Source organism: Roseiflexus sp. RS-1 (assembly GCF_000016665.1).
Taxonomy (GTDB): Bacteria; Chloroflexota; Chloroflexia; order Chloroflexales; family Roseiflexaceae; genus Roseiflexus.
In genome coordinates, this window is sequence record NC_009523.1 from 5,713,633 (window position 1) to 5,730,838 (window position 17,206).

17 protein-coding genes and 1 tRNA gene are annotated in these 17,206 nt (G+C 59.3%); 14 read left to right on the forward strand and 4 right to left on the reverse strand.

The window, feature by feature from the left end; all coding sequences use genetic code 11:
- Nucleotides 1-29: 29 nt before the first annotated feature.
- The 10 genes from ROSERS_RS23410 to ROSERS_RS23450 all read left to right on the forward strand — a co-directional run bounded on the left by ROSERS_RS23410 (nt 30) and on the right by ROSERS_RS23450 (nt 8,939).
- On the forward strand, nt 30-2,042 hold the full coding sequence (locus tag ROSERS_RS23410) for an ABC transporter permease (RefSeq protein ID WP_011959224.1): 2,013 nt from the start codon (nt 30-32) through the stop codon (nt 2,040-2,042).
- Between the two features lie 38 nt (nt 2,043-2,080).
- Nucleotides 2,081-3,022: a magnesium transporter CorA family protein gene (locus tag ROSERS_RS23415; RefSeq protein ID WP_041334424.1), complete on the forward strand. Its 942-nt coding sequence runs from the start codon at nt 2,081-2,083 to the stop codon at nt 3,020-3,022.
- A complete protein-coding gene (locus ROSERS_RS23420) occupies nt 3,019-3,918 on the forward strand; it encodes a CorA family divalent cation transporter (RefSeq protein ID WP_011959226.1) in 900 nt (299 codons plus the stop codon). Before ROSERS_RS23415 ends, ROSERS_RS23420 begins: the two co-directional genes overlap by 4 nt.
- Nucleotides 3,919-3,953: 35 nt before the next feature.
- On the forward strand, nt 3,954-4,277 hold the full coding sequence (locus ROSERS_RS25490) for a hypothetical protein (RefSeq protein WP_011959227.1): 324 nt from the start codon (nt 3,954-3,956) through the stop codon (nt 4,275-4,277).
- Nucleotides 4,274-5,218 carry a magnesium transporter CorA family protein gene (locus ROSERS_RS23425; RefSeq protein ID WP_011959228.1) on the forward strand — a complete coding sequence of 315 codons (945 nt, stop codon included), beginning with the start codon at nt 4,274-4,276 and terminating at the stop codon, nt 5,216-5,218. Before ROSERS_RS25490 ends, ROSERS_RS23425 begins: the two co-directional genes overlap by 4 nt.
- Before the next feature lie 82 nt (nt 5,219-5,300).
- Nucleotides 5,301-5,630 (forward strand): hypothetical protein, encoded by a 330-nt coding sequence (locus ROSERS_RS23430; protein WP_011959229.1) that lies wholly within the window; start codon nt 5,301-5,303, stop codon nt 5,628-5,630.
- Between the two features lie 79 nt (nt 5,631-5,709).
- Nucleotides 5,710-7,047 carry an ABC transporter ATP-binding protein gene (locus ROSERS_RS23435; RefSeq protein ID WP_011959230.1) on the forward strand — a complete coding sequence of 446 codons (1,338 nt, stop codon included), beginning with the start codon at nt 5,710-5,712 and terminating at the stop codon, nt 7,045-7,047.
- Nucleotides 7,048-7,237: 190 nt separating this feature from the next.
- Nucleotides 7,238-7,738, forward strand: a complete 501-nt coding sequence (locus ROSERS_RS24525) for an NUDIX hydrolase (protein WP_011959231.1) — start codon at nt 7,238-7,240, stop codon at nt 7,736-7,738.
- 206 nt (nt 7,739-7,944) lie between these two features.
- Nucleotides 7,945-8,787, forward strand: coding sequence for an MgtC/SapB family protein (locus ROSERS_RS23445; RefSeq protein ID WP_011959232.1), 843 nt, complete (start codon nt 7,945-7,947; stop codon nt 8,785-8,787).
- A 75-nt stretch (nt 8,788-8,862) separates the two neighbouring features.
- Nucleotides 8,863-8,939: transfer RNA gene (locus ROSERS_RS23450), tRNA-Glu, on the forward strand.
- Nucleotides 8,940-9,060: 121 nt separating this feature from the next.
- On the opposite strand, the gene ROSERS_RS23455 is transcribed toward ROSERS_RS23450, so the two are convergent.
- The 4 genes from ROSERS_RS23455 to ROSERS_RS23470 form a co-directional block, all read right to left on the reverse strand.
- Nucleotides 9,061-9,819, reverse strand: coding sequence for a PP2C family protein-serine/threonine phosphatase (locus tag ROSERS_RS23455; RefSeq protein WP_011959233.1), 759 nt, complete (start codon nt 9,817-9,819; stop codon nt 9,061-9,063).
- Nucleotides 9,820-10,111: 292 nt separating this feature from the next.
- Nucleotides 10,112-11,473, reverse strand: coding sequence for an ABC transporter substrate-binding protein (locus ROSERS_RS23460; RefSeq protein WP_011959234.1), 1,362 nt, complete (start codon nt 11,471-11,473; stop codon nt 10,112-10,114).
- A 220-nt stretch (nt 11,474-11,693) separates the two neighbouring features.
- Nucleotides 11,694-12,593, reverse strand: coding sequence for a carbohydrate ABC transporter permease (locus ROSERS_RS23465; protein ID WP_011959235.1), 900 nt, complete (start codon nt 12,591-12,593; stop codon nt 11,694-11,696).
- 205 nt (nt 12,594-12,798) lie between these two features.
- Entirely contained in the window at nt 12,799-13,776 is a 978-nt protein-coding gene (locus ROSERS_RS23470; protein WP_041336133.1) for a carbohydrate ABC transporter permease, read from the reverse strand.
- A 221-nt stretch (nt 13,777-13,997) separates the two neighbouring features.
- Between ROSERS_RS23470 and ROSERS_RS23475 the strand changes: the two genes are divergently transcribed.
- From ROSERS_RS23475 to ROSERS_RS23490, 4 genes are all read left to right on the forward strand, one after another.
- Nucleotides 13,998-14,207, forward strand: a complete 210-nt coding sequence (locus tag ROSERS_RS23475; protein ID WP_041334427.1) for a hypothetical protein — start codon at nt 13,998-14,000, stop codon at nt 14,205-14,207.
- Nucleotides 14,208-14,331: 124 nt separating this feature from the next.
- On the forward strand, nt 14,332-15,675 hold the full coding sequence (locus tag ROSERS_RS23480; protein ID WP_011959238.1) for an aspartate aminotransferase family protein: 1,344 nt from the start codon (nt 14,332-14,334) through the stop codon (nt 15,673-15,675).
- 23 nt (nt 15,676-15,698) lie between these two features.
- Nucleotides 15,699-16,523: a Uma2 family endonuclease gene (locus tag ROSERS_RS23485; protein ID WP_011959239.1), complete on the forward strand. Its 825-nt coding sequence runs from the start codon at nt 15,699-15,701 to the stop codon at nt 16,521-16,523.
- Nucleotides 16,520-17,137: a GNAT family N-acetyltransferase gene (locus ROSERS_RS23490; RefSeq protein ID WP_011959240.1), complete on the forward strand. Its 618-nt coding sequence runs from the start codon at nt 16,520-16,522 to the stop codon at nt 17,135-17,137. The genes ROSERS_RS23485 and ROSERS_RS23490 overlap by 4 nt, the downstream gene beginning before the upstream one ends.
- The last annotated feature ends 69 nt before the right edge of the window (nt 17,138-17,206 follow it).

Sequence of the window (17,206 nt, forward strand, 5' to 3'; positions counted from 1 at the left end):
AAAGCCTTGACCATCTCAGGAGGACACGTATGCGCGTGACGTTTCCTGACGCGGGCGTGCTGCGCCCGCGCTTCAAGCTGACGCCCTGGGACCTTGTGGTCGTCCCGCTGGTGATCGTGGCGATCCTGTTGCTGACGGTCGCGTTTCAGGGCGCGTCGCAGCCATTCGATGAGACGACGCCTGATCTAACTGTTTCTCTAAATCCTGCCAACCTGCCCTATTACGGGTTGCGGACGGTGTTCCGCATGTTCCTTGCTGTGCTGCTGAGCCTGCTGTTCACGTTCACCGTGGCGACCCTGGCAGCCAAGTCGCGGCGCGCTGAGATCGTTATCATTCCAGCGCTGGATTTCCTCCAGTCACTGCCAATCCTGGGGTTCCTGACGGTGACAACGGCGATTTTTCTCGGCATGTTCCGCGGCAGCCTGCTCGGTCTGGAGGCGGCCAGTATCTTTGCAATCTTTACCTCGCAGGTGTGGAATATGGCCTTTAGCTTCTATCACTCGTTGATCACCACGCCCAGGGAGCTACAAGAGGCTGCTGCCGTGTTACGGCTCTCGCCGTGGAAAAAGTTCTGGAAGCTGGAAGTTCCTTTCGCAATGCCCGGTCTCATCTGGAACACAATGATGTCAGTATCGGGCGGGTGGTTCTTTGTGGTCGCCTCTGAGGTCATCTCGGTGGTCGGGCGCGACAATGATCAGTATCTGCCTGGAGTCGGCTCGTATGTCGGGCTGGCGATTGAGCAGGCGGATGTTGCGGCGATGGTGTATGCCGGTCTGACGTTACTGATAATCATTCTGATCTACGACCAGTTGATTTTCCGCCCTATCGTCGCCTGGTCTGAAAAATTCAAGTTCGAGCAGTCTGAGGCGCAGGAAGTTGCACAATCGTGGATGCTGCGTTTGTTGCAGCGGTCGGGGATCGCCAGCAGCCTGGGTGCGCTTGGCGCCGCGATCCGCCAGAGCATTCCGGTTCGGCTGACGGGTGATCATCCTGGTCCGCGCGTCGAACCGCAACCATCGCTGCGACCGATTGATCGTGCGATTGACCGGATCTGGTATGCGCTCGTGATCGCAGCGGCGCTGTGGGCGGTATGGTTCCTGGCGACGTATATGTTCGGTCCGGGGCTGGGTTTCGATAATGGTCGGATTCTGGCGGCAAATCCAAATGTCAATACCGATCTCAACCCGGAGATTGCCCGCCGTTTTGCTGCCGTCGGAGTCACGGTCAACCCCGATCATACAGTCTGGCTGTCGGCTGTGTGCGCAGTGACCGCAGACGGGACGAGAGTCGGTGCAGAGATGGCGGAAGTGCTGCGTGACGAGCGCGTCGGCGCGCCGGGTGATCTGGCCGCCGCCTGCGCTACACCCATGGTACCTGCAGGCAAAGTATCCTGGTCAGAGGTACTGGAGTGCCTGTGGCTTGGACTGCTCACGACTATGCGAGTGGTGATCTGGATCGGCATCTCGACACTGGTCTGGACTCCGATTGGGGTCTGGATCGGATTGCGCCCGCGGGTCGCCCAGTTTGTGCAGCCGCTGGCGCAGTTTGCTGCTGCTTTCCCCGCTAACCTGCTCTTTCCGATTGCAGTGGTGCTCATCGCTACCTATGCGCTGCCGCAGAACCTGTTTCAGGCGCCACTGATGATTCTGGGAGCGCAGTGGTACATCCTGTTCAACGTGATCGCTGGCACGATCAGCATTCCAAACGATCTGAAAGAGGCTGCCCGGGTGCTTGGTCTGCGAGGGTGGGCATGGTGGCGCAAACTGATTATTCCGGCAATCTTTCCAGCGTTCGTCACCGGCGGGATTACGGCTTCGGGCGGTTCCTGGAATGCGTCCATCGTCTCTGAGGTCGTGTCGTGGGGCGCAACGACCCTCACCCTGACCGGTCTGGGCGCCTACATCGCCTACTGGAGCACTGGCGAGTTTAACCCGCACGTCGGTTTGGGCATGCTCGTAATGGGATTGCTCGTTCTGGGATTCAACCGCCTGTTCTGGCGCCGACTCTATGCGCTGGCTGAAACCCGTTTCCGTCTGGATTAGGGAGTGTTATGACCTCTAGAAAAGACTGGAGACACACAATGACAACGAGTGACATCACTTCTGCATCGGCTCGTGAGCGTCTGCTTCAAGCGGGTTGGATGAGGCTGGACCGGCAGCAAGGTGATCGGCTGGCGGAGGTGAAACACATGTATGGCATCGATCTGTCGGCAAGGGTCGGACGCGCGGCAGTTGAGGAGTACGGCTTTGTGATCATCCCGGTCGACCTGATCGTTTACCAGCATCATGAATACCGGGAGACAAACGTTGTGTTCGCCCTCGGCAACTCCGTGCTGATCAGTGTCGAGCACGATGCGCGTCTTGGCGCGTTGGATGTGGCAAGCCGAATCGTGCTCGAAGAAGTTCAGGCTGGCAAGACCCATGATCCTGCTTCTGTCCTGTTTCTCATTCTGCAATCGCTCAACGACGCAGCTCATGCGACCATCCGGGAGATCTCCGAGCGTCTCGACGAACTTGGCGAGTCTGTAGCCACTGCAGGGGGCGGCTACCAGATAACTGGGCGCCAGGTCGGTGTCGCAGACATCGCCGATACGGTAGTCACACTGGCTGAAGCCGAAGAACTGGTTGCGAAGACAGTCGAGAGCCAGTTGATGCTTGCCCGAGCCGTCCGCTGGCTGCGGCGTGTTGCGGGTCATACGCAGTTTGGTCAGGCGCTGCCCACGCTGTTGTCGGACATCCATAGCCTGCGGCGCTACGCGCACTTTCAGCACGGCAAGATCCGCAACCTGCAGCAATCGCTGATGACCACGCTCGATCTCAAGCAAAACAATGTGATCAAAGTGTTCACCATCGTGACTGCGGTCTTCACGCCGCCGACCCTGGTCGCCGCCTTTTACGGACAAAACTTTGCTGAGATGCCCGAACTGTTTCTGCCATGGGGAGAATGGGCGGTCATCGTTCTTACGGGCTTGAGCGCCATTCTGCCATTGTTTTACATCAGAAAGAAGGGGTGGATGCGATGAAAAAGGTCAACGAACTACCTGCCTGGGTTCGCCTGCAGGTAAGCAACCAGCAGGAGCTTGAAGATGTAGCCCGAATGTATGGGCTGCCCCTGACGACCGAGACCATGGTTCGACCTGAAGGCGTCCTGCGCATTCGCTGTACAAGACTCGAAGGGTTGCGCCTGTTAGTGACCGATATGCTGTGGTTCCAACGTGACGATCAGACTCCCCTCTACACGGTGGAGACAGTTCACGGTGAGCTATGGCCCGGTCAGGCGCGCGAGTGGATGCAGGCTCAGGGGCTTCCGTTTGAAAGTTCCCACGCGACGGCGCTGGTTCTCTTGCACCAGTTAGTGGTCCAGACGGCAAAAGTGCTCGACGCGATCGATGATGGGTTGAGCGTAGCCGGGCACGTTAATGCTCGCCTCCTGACGAATGTTGGCACTGATGAGGCTGGCGGAGTTGAGGATGTAGCAAACTTAGATGCTTACCTATCGACCCTGCCTGCCCCGCTGTCTTTCGTGTTGCAATCGTTATACGACCTGGAACGGGCCGGGCGCCAGCTGCGCCGCGCTGTTCTTCAACGGTCATGGTTGACGGTTGAGCGCGTTGATGAATTGGTCGCCGAGATTGAAAGCGTGCAGCGACGTGCATGCTTCATGCAGGAGAGACAGCGATTTCATCAACTGGCAGCGCAAGAAACCGTCGCAATGAGCGACCTGAATGTGGTCAAGGTGTTCACAGTGCTATGGGCCATATTTGTACCGGGTACCGCCTTGATCAACTGGTATGGGCAGAACTTTCGGTTCATGCCGGAGTTGTCGTGGTTTGCCTCCTCGTGGGTACAAATGCTGGGCGTGCTATTAGTGACAGCAGTGCCCGTGATCATCATCAGACAAGCGGGGGCGCTCAGATAACGATACACAACAGATGAGCGGAGGGAGGTCCAACAATGCAACAGTTTACTTACGGCAGATGGTCTGGTGGGGTTGACACTCCCACAGAACCTCTCGTCTGGACACGAACTATAGACCGTGCGCAGAGCCAGACGTCTCGATACAAACCATCAACGCGCTGGACCCGCTACGAAAAATTGTCATTCGTCATGATGGGTCTCGCCTGGGGTATCACGATTGCGATCGTGACGGCGCTGCATTTTGGCAACTACCATCTGGAGACGCGCACGTCTTCCACATCGGGTACGCACAGGGAGTTTTATCTTGAGAAGAACGTCATTCCCGATAACTCGTCCGAAGGTGAAGGAGGATCTCGATGAGCCAGAACGAAGCGTTTTCGGTTCCAGTTACTATCAATCAGACGCCCCCGGTTAACCGGTGGCTGCGTGTCAGCGCTGCCCAGACCGATGCACTCGCAGTGATCAAGCAACGCCTGGGCATCGACCTTATCCAGACTGTGACAAGCGGTATCAGCCAGGTAGGGGAATTCCTGATTTACCCTCTGACGTTTCTGAGCGTCGAGGGGAACAAGAAGATAATCAGCAAGGTGATCTTTATAGTTGGGCGGGAGATTCTTGTCTCCCTGGAGCCAGAGCCTGCTCCAAAACCGCTCGGCGTCGCGGTATCACGGATGCAGCGTGACGGACGTGATAACGATGCATTCGAAGCCTTCGCTATTGTCTTGCAGTCGATCAACGATGCCACCGACGAACTGCTCGACTCGTTGAACGAGGATCTCGGCGAGGCGCTGGTGCAGACGAATGCCGTTCTCAATAGCCTCGAATCACGCGAGCGTGACTTCGGGGTCAGCGATGTCGTATCGACCCAGGTTGAGTTGGGCGTAGTCGAGGATTTGCTTTCGGAGTGCATCCAGACCCAACTGCAACTCGCCCTGGTGGCGAGACAAACGCTGGCGCGTCTTCCGCAGGAGTTTTCCCATCTCAGGCAACGTTACCACACCCTCATTGATGACATCGAAGGGGTCGAGGAGCACGTGCATTTCGTCCATGACCGTGTACGTCTCTTACAAACGTCCAATAACCTGGCGCTGAGCGTCAAGCAGAATCAGATTGTCAAGGTGTTTTCGGTGCTCACCGCAGTGTTTCTGCCCGCTCTACTCATTTCGACGTACTACAGCATGAATTTCGCCTATATGCCTATCCTGGAGTGGCAGTACGGCGAGCCGATGGTTATCGCCCTGACGGCGTTGCTGGCGCTGCTGCCACTGATTTACGTCAAACAGCGCGGGTTGCTACGGTAATTGAATGACGCAAGTTTTTACCGGTGGTCTGCAAACGCCTTAGAACACCGGTGCTAACCCCTCGCACAAGGAGGCGCTGATCATGAAGAAGCTCTCGTATGAAACGATGGATGAGACGTTTAACGGCACAGCCAGCTTCGGACTTGTTTGGAACGCTGACCTGACGCTTCAGGACGACATTGCCGGGGCTGCGCAGCGGCGGCGCGAAGCCATAGCACGGGCCCGCGCCAATCGTCCCCGCATTGCGCAACTCGAGCGGGAGATCATTCAGGCCGTCATTGTGTTGTACTTGCTGATCCTGGGCAGTTTTGCAGGGCTGCACCTGTATGGCAGGTATACGATAGCGGCGCCGGTGCAGCAGGTCGAGACCACCGAAAACGGGTCGAGTCAGATTGAACCGGCAGAAAGGTGATGGACCAGCGGTGGTGACGTGCGTGTATGGCATCGATTCTGGCTGAGGCCGCCAACGCCTTAGCTGAAAGGAGCGGCATATGGCGATGACCCTGATACCGAAGACGACAGCTGGCGTCGGGAAAACGATCCTGAGCGTCCGCAATCTGCGTAAACTCTTCAAAACGCCCGAAGGCAACGATCTGCTGGTGCTCGACAACATCAATCTGGACCTGGCGGAAGGTGAAATTGTCGCTCTGCTGGGACGCTCCGGATCTGGTAAATCAACACTGCTCCGTTGTCTCATCGGGCTGATTTCGCCGTCGAGCGGGGAGGTGCGCTACCGCAATCGACCGGTGACCGGTCCGATGCCCGGGATGGCGATGGTGTTCCAGTCCTTTGCGCTCTTCCCGTGGCTGACGGTGCTGGAGAACGTTGAATTGGGACTGGAAACGATGGGAGTGCCAGAGGGGGAGCGCCGTCGGCGGGCGCTGGCCGCAATCGACCTGATCGGTCTCGATGGGTTTGAAAGCGCCTACCCGAAAGAACTGTCGGGCGGCATGCGCCAGCGGGTCGGCTTCGCCCGCGCGCTGGTGACGAACCCCGACGTCTTGCTGATGGACGAGCCGTTCTCAGCACTCGACGTGCTGACGGCGGAAAATCTGCGCACCGAGCTGCTTGATCTCTGGGAAGCGCGGCGCATTCCGACGCAGGCAATTCTGATGGTGACGCATAACATTGAAGAAGCGGTTCTGATGGCTGACCGGGTGCTCATTCTCAGTTCCAACCCCGGACGGATCATCAGCAACGAACCGATCGATCTGCCTCGACCGCGTGATCGCAACGATCCCGCATTTCTCGCCAGGGTCGAGACGATCTATCGGGCAATGACGACGCCAGCAGCGGCATTTGTCGGCGCTGTCGATGTTGAGAGCGATCGCACCAGCCTGGGGATGCGTCTGCCGGAAGCGGAAGTAGCGCAGATCATCGGGCTGATCGAGCAGGTGGAAGCAGGGTCGGAACAGGGGCGCGGCGATCTTCCGGAACTGGCTGCTGGCATGCAACTCGATGCAGACGACCTGTTTCCGCTGATCGATGCAGCCGAGTTGCTGGGTTTTGCGCAGACCCGCGAGGGGGATATCAACCTGTTGCCGGAAGGGGTGAAACTGGCCCGGAGCGACATTCAGGAACGCAAAGTGATCTTTGCCGAACATCTGATGAATCGCGTTCCGCTGGTGGCGCACATCCGGCGCGTCCTCTCCACGCGCCCCGATCACCGCGCGCCGCGTGAGCGATTTCTCACGGAGCTGGAAGATTTTATGGGCGCCGAAGAGGCTGCCAGCACGCTCGATACAGCGATTGAATGGGGGCGCTATGCCGAACTGTTCGAGTATGATGCGCGTGAGGGGCGTCTGCGCCTGCCAGAGAACGGCGGTTGACGCTCACATCGGCATCTTACCCTCTCACGCTCCGCTCCGGGGATAGAACGGCGGATGGGGCAGGCGAAGGGTGCGCCTTCGCCTGCTCTCCATCGGCAGCACGGATCACGCATGCGCTCTGTCCGCCCTCAAGCTGCATAGCGAGAGAGGAGCGCGTGATGTTGAGGATGGATCAGAAGAGGAGCAACCGATGACAACCTCATATGTTCAAACCTGTCAAACGCGCCCGTTCGCTGTGGCGACGCAGTTTGCCGCGTGCGGCGTCGTGTATCGCTGGACAACCAATGCGTTCGTTGAGTTCTTACTGATCAAGAAACGCGGTGACTGGACCCTGCCGAAGGGACAACTCCTGGAAGGCGAACCGGCCGACGTAGCGGCGCTGCGCGAGGTGGCCGAAGAGACGGGATTGCGCGGCGTTTTGCACGGCGAACTGCTGCGGACGCTCTATCCCGTTGTCAAGGGCGGGCAGGTCATCCACAAGCAACTCATATACTTTCTGGTCCGCGTCGTAGATGGAACGGAGCGCCCTCAATTCAACGAGCGTATCACGATGCTGCGCTGGTGCACGCTGATCGCCGCACTCCGCCTGCTCCGTCAGTCCCACCATCGGGTGGCGGTGCTCGCCGCAGCGGAGCGTCTGGCAAGCGATGCGATGGAAGCTGGACATCCGGGCAACCTCTATCGACCCTGAACAGATGAGGACGCTATGAGCCGGAAACGGTTCAGGCGAACGTCCTGACGGTTTATGAAACAGGCGCCGACCGGAATCGCTTGAGGGGAACAATGCCATTGCATGAGCAACGGTATCATACGACGATACACGAGCGGCATCATGGCGACTTTGCGCTAAGATAGTTGTGCAGCGATCTCACCATGCAGAGAGGAGAAAGGCGCCAGATGAACATTGGTCTGGATGTGATGCGACTGATAGGACCTATCGACCCTGTGACGATGGGACGGTTGTTACTGACGATGGTGTTGTGCGGATTGATCGGGATCGAACGTTCTGGGCACGAGCGCGCGAGTGGCTTTCGTCCCCATATTCTGGTCGGATTAGGAGCATGCCTGGTAACCATGGCAGGCGCTTACGGCTTTGCCGAGTTGACAGGAGAGCGTGATGCGTTGCGTGTGGCAAGTTATGTGGTGTCGGGGATAGGGTTCATGGGCGCTGGCGCAATCCTGCGTCATGGCACAACGGTGCGCGGTTTGACGACGGCAGCGACCCTGTGGGGGTGCGCCGGAATAGGAGTCACAGTGGCGACCGGTCTGGGATGGTTAGCTATCTTCGGCACCCTGTTGTTTCTCTTTACATTGACGATCCTTGAGTGGGTCGAGGCGCGCCTGAATTTTGGCGGACCGGTAAGTCGCCTGCGCATCCATCTATACGACGACAACCGCGCTGTCGGCAAGGCGCTCGATGCGCTCGCACGTCTCGGCGCGCCGGTCAAACGCGCCACCGTCCTGCCCGGCGCCGGAACCTCGGCGCTGCTCGATGTCGAACTCACACGGGCGCTCACTGCGGATCAGGCGCCGCTCCTGGCAAAGCAGTTGCTGACGCTCAAAAAGTACGTCGCGCAGGTCGATACAACCGTCGCACCGCTGGATGAACCCGCAGATGACGAGGAGCCGGCGGAAGCGCAGGATGAGAAGGTTGTGCCACTCAACCTGAGCGACGACGATCTTCTGCGTGATCTCAACGATCAGGACGAGAAGGAGAAAACTCCGGCGCCACGCGCCTGAAGCCCTCTCCAGGCGAACGCAACGCACCTGCGGCGTTTGCCCGGCGGAGAATCTCTGGTATAATGGCAATGGCGCGCCCCCGTCGTCTAGAGGCCAAGGACGCCACCCTTTCAAGGTGGAGATCACGGGTTCGAATCCCGTCGGGGGCGCCACGGTCGCATCTTCCTGTCGCCGGAGATGCACCTGTACCTCTCCCGCCCGCTCTCCGACGCGATCCGCTGAGCATTGATCTCGACGCGTATGCCCCGCGTTCGGCGGTTATCCGAAGAAGTCTCAATCGTCGGTATCGCTTAACGCTTCCTCGTGACGCTCAACGCTGCGCTCAACAGGGACGCTGACCGTCATACGCCGCGCGCGGTTGGCGCTCGCGCGCTCGACAACTGCCGCAACAACGATGCTGATGTCGTCGGTCGGTTCGTTCCGATCGAGTTCGAGCGCACGATTGAGGAGCGCCTCTGCCAGCGCCGTAGCCGGTTGATCTGCGTATGTGCACCATCCGGCAAGGTAGTTGCCGAGTTCCATATCAACACCGTAGCGCTCGCCAACCTTCAGCAACCCGTCGGTGAACATAACAATCTGCACCCCGGAGCGCAGCGGTATTTCGCTGATCACCGGCTTCGTCAGCGGATGCAACCCTATCGGAGTCGATGGCTCATTGTGCATCTGCACCTCGCCCGAAGCATCCAGAACGAAGAAGGGCGCCGGATTGTTGCGCGAGACGCGCAGACTGCCGCTGGCAAAATCGATCGAGAGAATATTGAGCGTCGCAGACGCCTGCCCCATGCGGTAGGTGTACAGATAGTCGTGGACAGCGCGCGCCACGACCCCGTCCCGTGCTCCATCTTTGAGTTGGGTAATGGCGCGGGTGGCGATCAGGTTGCTCAACGTCTTGGCGCCACGCCCGCTCCCCTGCCCGTCTACCAGCACGACCGATAAACCGCCTCCGGGTCGTTCGATGACTTCGAGCGTGTCGCCGCTCTCAGAGGCGCCGTAACGCGGCACTTTGGCAACGGCGATGTCGATGTGGATCATAGTTGCACTCACATGGGTATGATGACGAGACGAAAGGTCTTCTGCGAAAAGGTCATTTCACCGCAGAGACGCAGCGGACGCAGCGAGCGATGGATAGAAACCTGCGCGCTCCCGGCGTCCCGGCGGTTTGCAGTTATGTTCCTTTACATTGTAGAACGCTGACTATGTTGCCGCAAGCGAGGAGAGCGGCACACAGAACATTGCACGGTGCATAAGAAAGAGAGAGCCGTTGCAGTGCAACGGCTCCACAACACACGAAAGATGACAGGTTGCCGGTGACAGATGTCGATCCCTAACCCTCAACCGTCTTCAACAGTTCGACGGTTGGCGCGGCAGCCTCTTCGAGTTCTTTCTTGACGTCCATCCAGACCTTCGCCGGGTCTTCGCCCGCAACCGTAATGCGCTCCAACCCCTTGCCGATGATCTGATCGCCGCCGCGTACATAGACGCGCGCCGAGTCCTGCGGACGGGTCTTCGGCAACTGTTCGACCGCCGTGCGGAAGTTGGGGCGCTCGGTAAAATATTTCTGCATACTCTCCGACTGCACCGCTGCCTTGCGCACCGGCATATATCCTGTGCGCTGCGCCCAGTTAATTGTCCACTCCTCACCGGTGGCAAAGGCGATCCACTTCATCGCCGCCTGCTGCTTCTCAGCAGGCAGGCCCGCCAGGATGGCCATACCCGCGCCGCCGGTGCAGCACCCGAAGCCAGCCGGTCCTTCCGGCAGAAAGCCGGTGCCGACCGGGAACTGCGCATTCTTCTCGACGCCTGCCAGCGCAGCAGTGCTCAACATCGCGCTGGCTGACTGACCGGTGACGAAGTCCTGGGTCACGTCCTTCGGCGTGGTTGCCCACTTGTAGGTCTGGGTCGTGTCACGGTAGAAGTTGCCAGCTTTGATGCCGCCCTCTTCGTGGATGCGGATGGTGAAGTCGGGGTCGCTGTAGCGTCCGCCAAACTGCCAGATCACACCCTGGAAGAGCCAGGCGATGTAACTTGCAGCGCCGGGGTGGGCAAATGCGGCGCGTCCCTCTTTGTTGAGTTTCGGCGCCCACTCCATGAATTCGTCCCAGGTCTTCGGCGCACGATCCTCAAGCCCTGCCTCCGCCCAGGCATCCTTGTTGTAGTAGAACAGCGGCGTCGAGCGTGCGAACGGGATCCAGTAGACGGTATTCTTGCGGATGCCTTCGTTGAGCAGCACATCCACGTAGGCTTCGCGCTTGACGCCTTCGGCTGCCATCAGATCGTCGAGCGGCTGCAACTGACCGTTGATATAGAACGAGAACCACCAGACATCCGAGAGCAGGCTGACGTCCGGCGTCTGGCGCGCCTGAACCGCAGCGGTCAACTTCTGCGCCGTCTCTTCGTAGTTGCCCTGGAACTGGTAGTTGACTTTGACATCCTGCTGCATGCTGTTGAAGGCTTCGACAGTCGCCTGCTCCGCCTCACCGAGTACGCCGCTGAATGACCCCCAGTAGGTGATTTCGACCGTTGAACCCATTGCGCCCTGGGGCATTGCAGTGGGTGGCGCCGCTGTGGGTTGCGCTGGCGCCGCTGTGGGTTCGGTCGTCGTGCCGCCGCCGCAGGCTGCCAGCGTCAGCGCACCGGCGCCAGCCGCCACACCGCGCAGGAATTGTCGTCGGTTGATCGTTGCCATGGACTCCTCTCTCCTCTCGTCAGCATCTGTGTTCGGGATTGACGCCTGATACGACCGGTGCAATCGACGCACGGCTGCACCGGTCATCTCAACCCTCAATCCCTCCACCTGCAATGTGCCATCGCCCGTGGGAGAGGTTGCGATGCAACGGCGCAACTTTTCCCACCTGCAACCTTCCACCTTTGCCCGTGCAACGTGCAACGTGCAACCCCGCTCACCGCTACCCCTTCACTGCTCCGGCTGCGATACCTTCGACGATGTAGCGTTGCGCCCAGACGAACAACAGCACAACCGGCAGTACAACGAACATCGTACCTGCCATTACCACACCCCAGCGCGCCAGTCCTTCCTGATCGAGCAGGCGCGCCACGCCGATCGGCAGGGTGCGCATGTCTTCCGTGCTGGTGATGATCAGGGGCCAGAGAAATTCGTTCCACTCGTTGACGACTGCGAACAGACCGGTTGTGACCAGCGCCGGCATCGCCAGTGGTATCGCAATCGCCCACAGACGCCGCATATGACCTGCGCCATCGATCTCGGCTGCCTCAAACACTTCGCGCGGCAATGTCATAAAATACTGGCGCATCAGGAAGGTGCCGAACGCCGTCGCCGCACCAGGCAGGATCAACCCCCAGTATGTATTGACCAGCCCAAGATCGCCCATTGTCAGGAAGTTTGGCACAATCGTGATCTGCGCTGGCACCATGAGCGCCGCGAGCACGATCAGGAAGACGATATTCTTGCCAGGGAAGCGCAGGAACACCAGCGCATACGCCGTCAGCACCGCCAGGGTCATCTTCGAAACAGTCGTTACCAGAGTGACGATGATGCTGTTGAGGTAGTAGCGGGCAAACGGCGCCGCTTGCCAGGCGGCGGGGTAGTTGTCCAGCGTGGGGTTGAGCGGGATCCAGGTTGGCGGGACGGTGTAGATCTCGCGACTGGTCTTGAAGGATGCGATCAGCATCCAGTAGATCGGCAAGCCAATCACGATCACCGACAGCACGATTGCTGCATATCCCAGGATGCGCCAGAGCCAACGCTGCTGCAAAGCAAATGCGCGCTGATGACGCTCTCGTTGCCTCGTTGCTGTCTGTTGTCGCAATTCTGCCTGCTGTTCCATAGATATGGTTAGGAGGATGTCCCTCGCCTCTTACCCCTCGTCCCTCGCCTCACGCCTCACGCCTCTCGCCCCTCCCTCTTGCCCCTCGCCTCACACCTCTCGCACCGCGCACCACGTTCTTACGTTCAACCTTCAACCTTCAACCTTCCCGCCTTCAACCTTCAACCTTCCCGCCTTCAACCCTCAATCTTCAACCTTCCCGCCTTCAACTGTAATGCACCCGCCGCTCGATGAACCGTAGTTGCAGGACGGTCAGGATCAGCATCAGCACAAACATCACCATCGCCACGACGCCCGCCGGACCAGCCTGCGACTGGATAAAGCCACGTTCATACAGGTGATAGACCAGCATATTCGTGGCATTCACCGGACCGCCATCGGTCATCACCCGGATAATGTCGAATGCCTGGAAGCACGCCAGAACACTGGTGACCAGCAGAAAGAACATGATCGGCGAGAGACCAGGGAGGGTCACATGCCAGAACTGCGCCCACGCGCCAGCGCCATCGATCCGGGCGGCTTCATACAGGGTGCGATCTATCGTCTGTAGACCGGCAAGGTAGATCACAACAGCATACCCCAGGTTCTTCCAGACGTAGACAATAATAAGCGCACTCATCGCCCAGTTGGGGTCAGAGAGCCACTGCGGCGATCGGACGCCAGCAAGCCATTCCACCAGTGCAGACTCGGAAAAGCGCGCTGGCAGCAACTGCGCCAGTGAACCAAACCAGTTGATGATCTGCGCCAGAGGTCCGAACCGTGGATCGAACATGTAGATCCAGATAATTGCGATCGCTGCGCCCGACAGCACCGTCGGCGTGAAGAGCACTGCACGCGCGCCGTTGCGCCAGCGCAACGGTTGGTTCAGCAGCAATGCCAGACCCAGACCCAGCGCCATCGTGACTGCGACCGATACGATAGTAAAGACTGCCGTGTTGATCAGAACAATCCGAAAAATATCGCTCGTCAGGACGGTCTCATAGTTGCGCAGGCCGACAAAGCGCCGGACCGGACTGAGAAAGTTCCAACTGATCACGCTCAGATAGGCGTTGTAGATCATGGGCCAGAAGGTAAATGCCGCCAGGAGCAGCATGTTTGGAGTGATCAGCAGCAGGAACAATAACCTTTCGCGCCATTCACGCATGCCAGTGGGACGGCGCAAAAGCGGCAATGTTGTTTTCATGAACAGCTCAGGCAACCACGACAACGGTGCAACTGGCATCCATGTCTCGTCGGCTGTGAGGATGCACAGATGCGCCATCATGCGTGGGTATGATTCGTGTCAGCACAGCATTTCTATTGGTACCGCACCTGTATTAACCCATAGCGAATGGTTCATTAAGTTCGACTTAATAGACCATTAAGAAAACAAGTTTGCACATAAAGGCGAAAGGGGAGGAGCATATGATTCGCTGGAAGGCTGACGATGAACTGAACGTTCTGCTACAACGGTACTATGGCGGCGAAGGGGGATTATGGTCTCGCATCCGCGAGCAGGTCACCGACGAGTTGCGGCGGCGCGGCATCGAAGGCGCCCGACACATCCGCTTCCGTCGCCGTGACGATGGCTATGAAGTCATCATCGAAGACGCAAGCGGGTACGAAGTCGAGTAACCCTTGCTGATGCCCGAAACCTGTGCTATAGTCAGAACTGTCTCCGCAGAGTCAGTGATCAGTGCAGAGGCAGTCACCGACTGCTGGCGTACTGTTCCTTCCGCCGCCACAGAAAGGAGTCGCTATGACCACCGCGCCAACGCGCAGCATTAATCTCCGCACGAACATTCCAGGTCCGCGCTCGCGCGAACTGCTGGCGCGACGCGAAGCGGCTGTGCCGAATGGTCTTTACAAGGCGCATCAGATCGCCATCGAAAGTGCATCGGGTGCGCTGGTGACCGATGTTGACGGTAATACATTCATCGATTTCGTCGGCGGCATTGGGGTGCTGAATGCGGGGCACTGCCCGCCGTCCGTGGTGGCTGCCATTCAGGATCAGGCAGCAAAACTGATCCATTTCTCAGCGCTCGTTGGGACGTATGAGCCGTATGTCGCGCTGTGTGAACATCTCAATGCAGTCGTGCCGATCAGCGGTCCCTGCAAGACCATTCTGTCCAACAGCGGCGCAGAAGGGGTCGAAAATGCGATCAAGATCGCCCGCGCCGCAACCGGACGCCAGGCGATCATTGCGTTCGAGGGGGCGTACCACGGGCGCACGCTGCTGACGCTCACACTCACCAGCAAGTATTCGTTCAAAAAGACGTTCGGACCGTTTGCGCCCGAAGTGTACCGCGCACCGTTCCCTGCCGCCTATCGAATGGGGCTGAGCGAAGAAGAGGCGGTCACACGGTGCTGGGACGCCTTCGAGCGCATGCTGGTGGCGCATGTCGGTCCGGAAGCAATCGCCGCCGTCATCATCGAACCGGTGCAGGGCGAAGGAGGGTTTATCCCGACGCCGCGCGCGTTCATGCGACGCCTGCGCGACTTCTGCAACCGCAATGGCAGCGTGCTGATCGCCGACGAGGTACAGTGCGGCTTTGGGCGCACCGGTACACTGTTTGCGATGGAGCAGATGCGGGTCGAGCCGGACATCCTGGTCAGCGCCAAGTCGATTGCCGCTGGAATGCCGCTGGCAGCTACAACCGGACGCGCTGCAATTATGGATAAGGCGCATATCGGCGGTATTGGCGGCACCTATGGCGGCAACCCGCTGGCGTGCGTTGCTGCGCTCGAAGTGCTGAAGATGTTCAATGATGGTGAACTGCTGCGCCGGGCGCATCGGATCGGCGCAATTGTGCATGAACGGGGGGCGATCTGGCAACGCGAGATACCGCTGGTCGGCGATGTGCGTGGCATGGGGGCGATGATGGCGATCGAACTGGTGAAAGACCGCACGACGCGCGAACCGGCTGCCGACGAGGTGCTGGAGGTGGTACGGTACTGCGCCGAACATGGCGTGCTCACCATGCGCTCCGGTCTGTACGCCAATTGCATTCGCCTGCTGATGCCGCTGGTCATCACCGACGATCAATTGCACGAAGGGCTGGATGTGCTGGACGAAGCGCTGCGTTTTGTGGCGCTGCGCTGAGGTGCAGCGGAAGGAGGAAGGGCATGACAGACGCAGTGATTGCGTCCCCGATCATTGAGTACCCGGAAAGCGACGGCAAACCCGTGGGTGAGACTGATGTCCATCGCCGTGAAATCCTGCACACCATCGAAACGCTGGAGCGCCATTTTCGTGATGCGCCGGATATCTATGTCAGCGGCAACCTGATGTTCTACTACGAAGAAGGCAACCCCGCGGCCGTCGTCTCGCCGGACGTGTTCGTGGTCAAGGGAGTGCGCAAGGGGCTGCGGCGCACCTACAAATTGTGGGAAGAAGGCGTCGCCCCCTGCGTCGTGATCGAGATGACCTCGCGCTCGACCCGCCTGGAGGACAAGGGCAACAAACGCGCCCTGTACGCGCTGCTCGGCGTACGCGAGTACTTTCTGTTCGACCCGCTGGGGGAATACCTGAAGCCGCCCCTGCAAGGGTTTACCCTGGTCGATGGCGAGTATGCGGCGCTGCCGTTCGAGAGCGATGGCGGGATTATCAGCCGTGAGTTGGGGCTGAAACTGTACCGTGATGAGACCGTGCTTCGCCTGTTCGACCTGGCGAGCGGGCGGGAAGTCGTGCGCACCGAAGACCTGAGCGATGTGCTGCAGCAGACCCTCGCCAGAGTGCAACAGGCGGAAGAGCAGGCGCGTCTCACCGCAGAACAGGCGCGTCTCGCCGCAGAACAGGCGCGTCTCGCCGCAGAACAGGCGCAGCGGGAAGCCGACGCCCGACGCCGTGCTGAAGAACAGGCGCAGCGGGAAGCCGACGCCCGACGCCGCGCCGAAGCGGAGATTGAACGGTTGCGCGCCGAATTGCAACGACTGCGTGGTGATGTATGAGTGAGATTGTGATCGTCAACACGCGCCCGGAGCATATCGATCAACTGGTGCACCACCAGCGCATCTGCTTCCCGACGCTCGCCGATCACGAACTCATGCAGCGCGAGCACTTCGAGTCGCAGTTGCGCATCTTTCCCGAAGGTCAGCACGTCGCGCTGGACGGAGAGCGGGTTGTCGGGCAGAGCAGCACCTTTCGCATCAGCAGCGCAGTGGCATTCGCACCCCACACGTACCACTGGATCGTCGCCGGAAATTTCTTCACCAACCACGATCCGCAGGGCGAATGGCTCTATGGCGCCGATATGAGCGTGCATCCCGACTACCGGGGGCGCGGCATTTCCCGTCTGCTCTACAATGCCCGCAAAGACCTGGTGCGCCGTCTGGGGCTGCGCGGCATGGTCGGCGGCGGGATGATTCCCGGCTATGTGCGCTACCGCGACCGGATGAGTCCGCTGGAGTATGCGCAGGCGGTCGCTGCTGGCGTCCTGACCGATCCCACTCTGACGCCGCAACTGCGCGCAGGCTTTGAGTTGCGCGGGATTCTGCTCAACTACATCGAGGCGGGTGAACTTGGCAACGACTCAACGCTGATTGTATGGGAATATCGGGAGTAGACAGAGGAATTCTTCCCTGGCGCCCTGCTTCCAGATGCGGTACATTCGTCATGGGACCAACGAAGACGA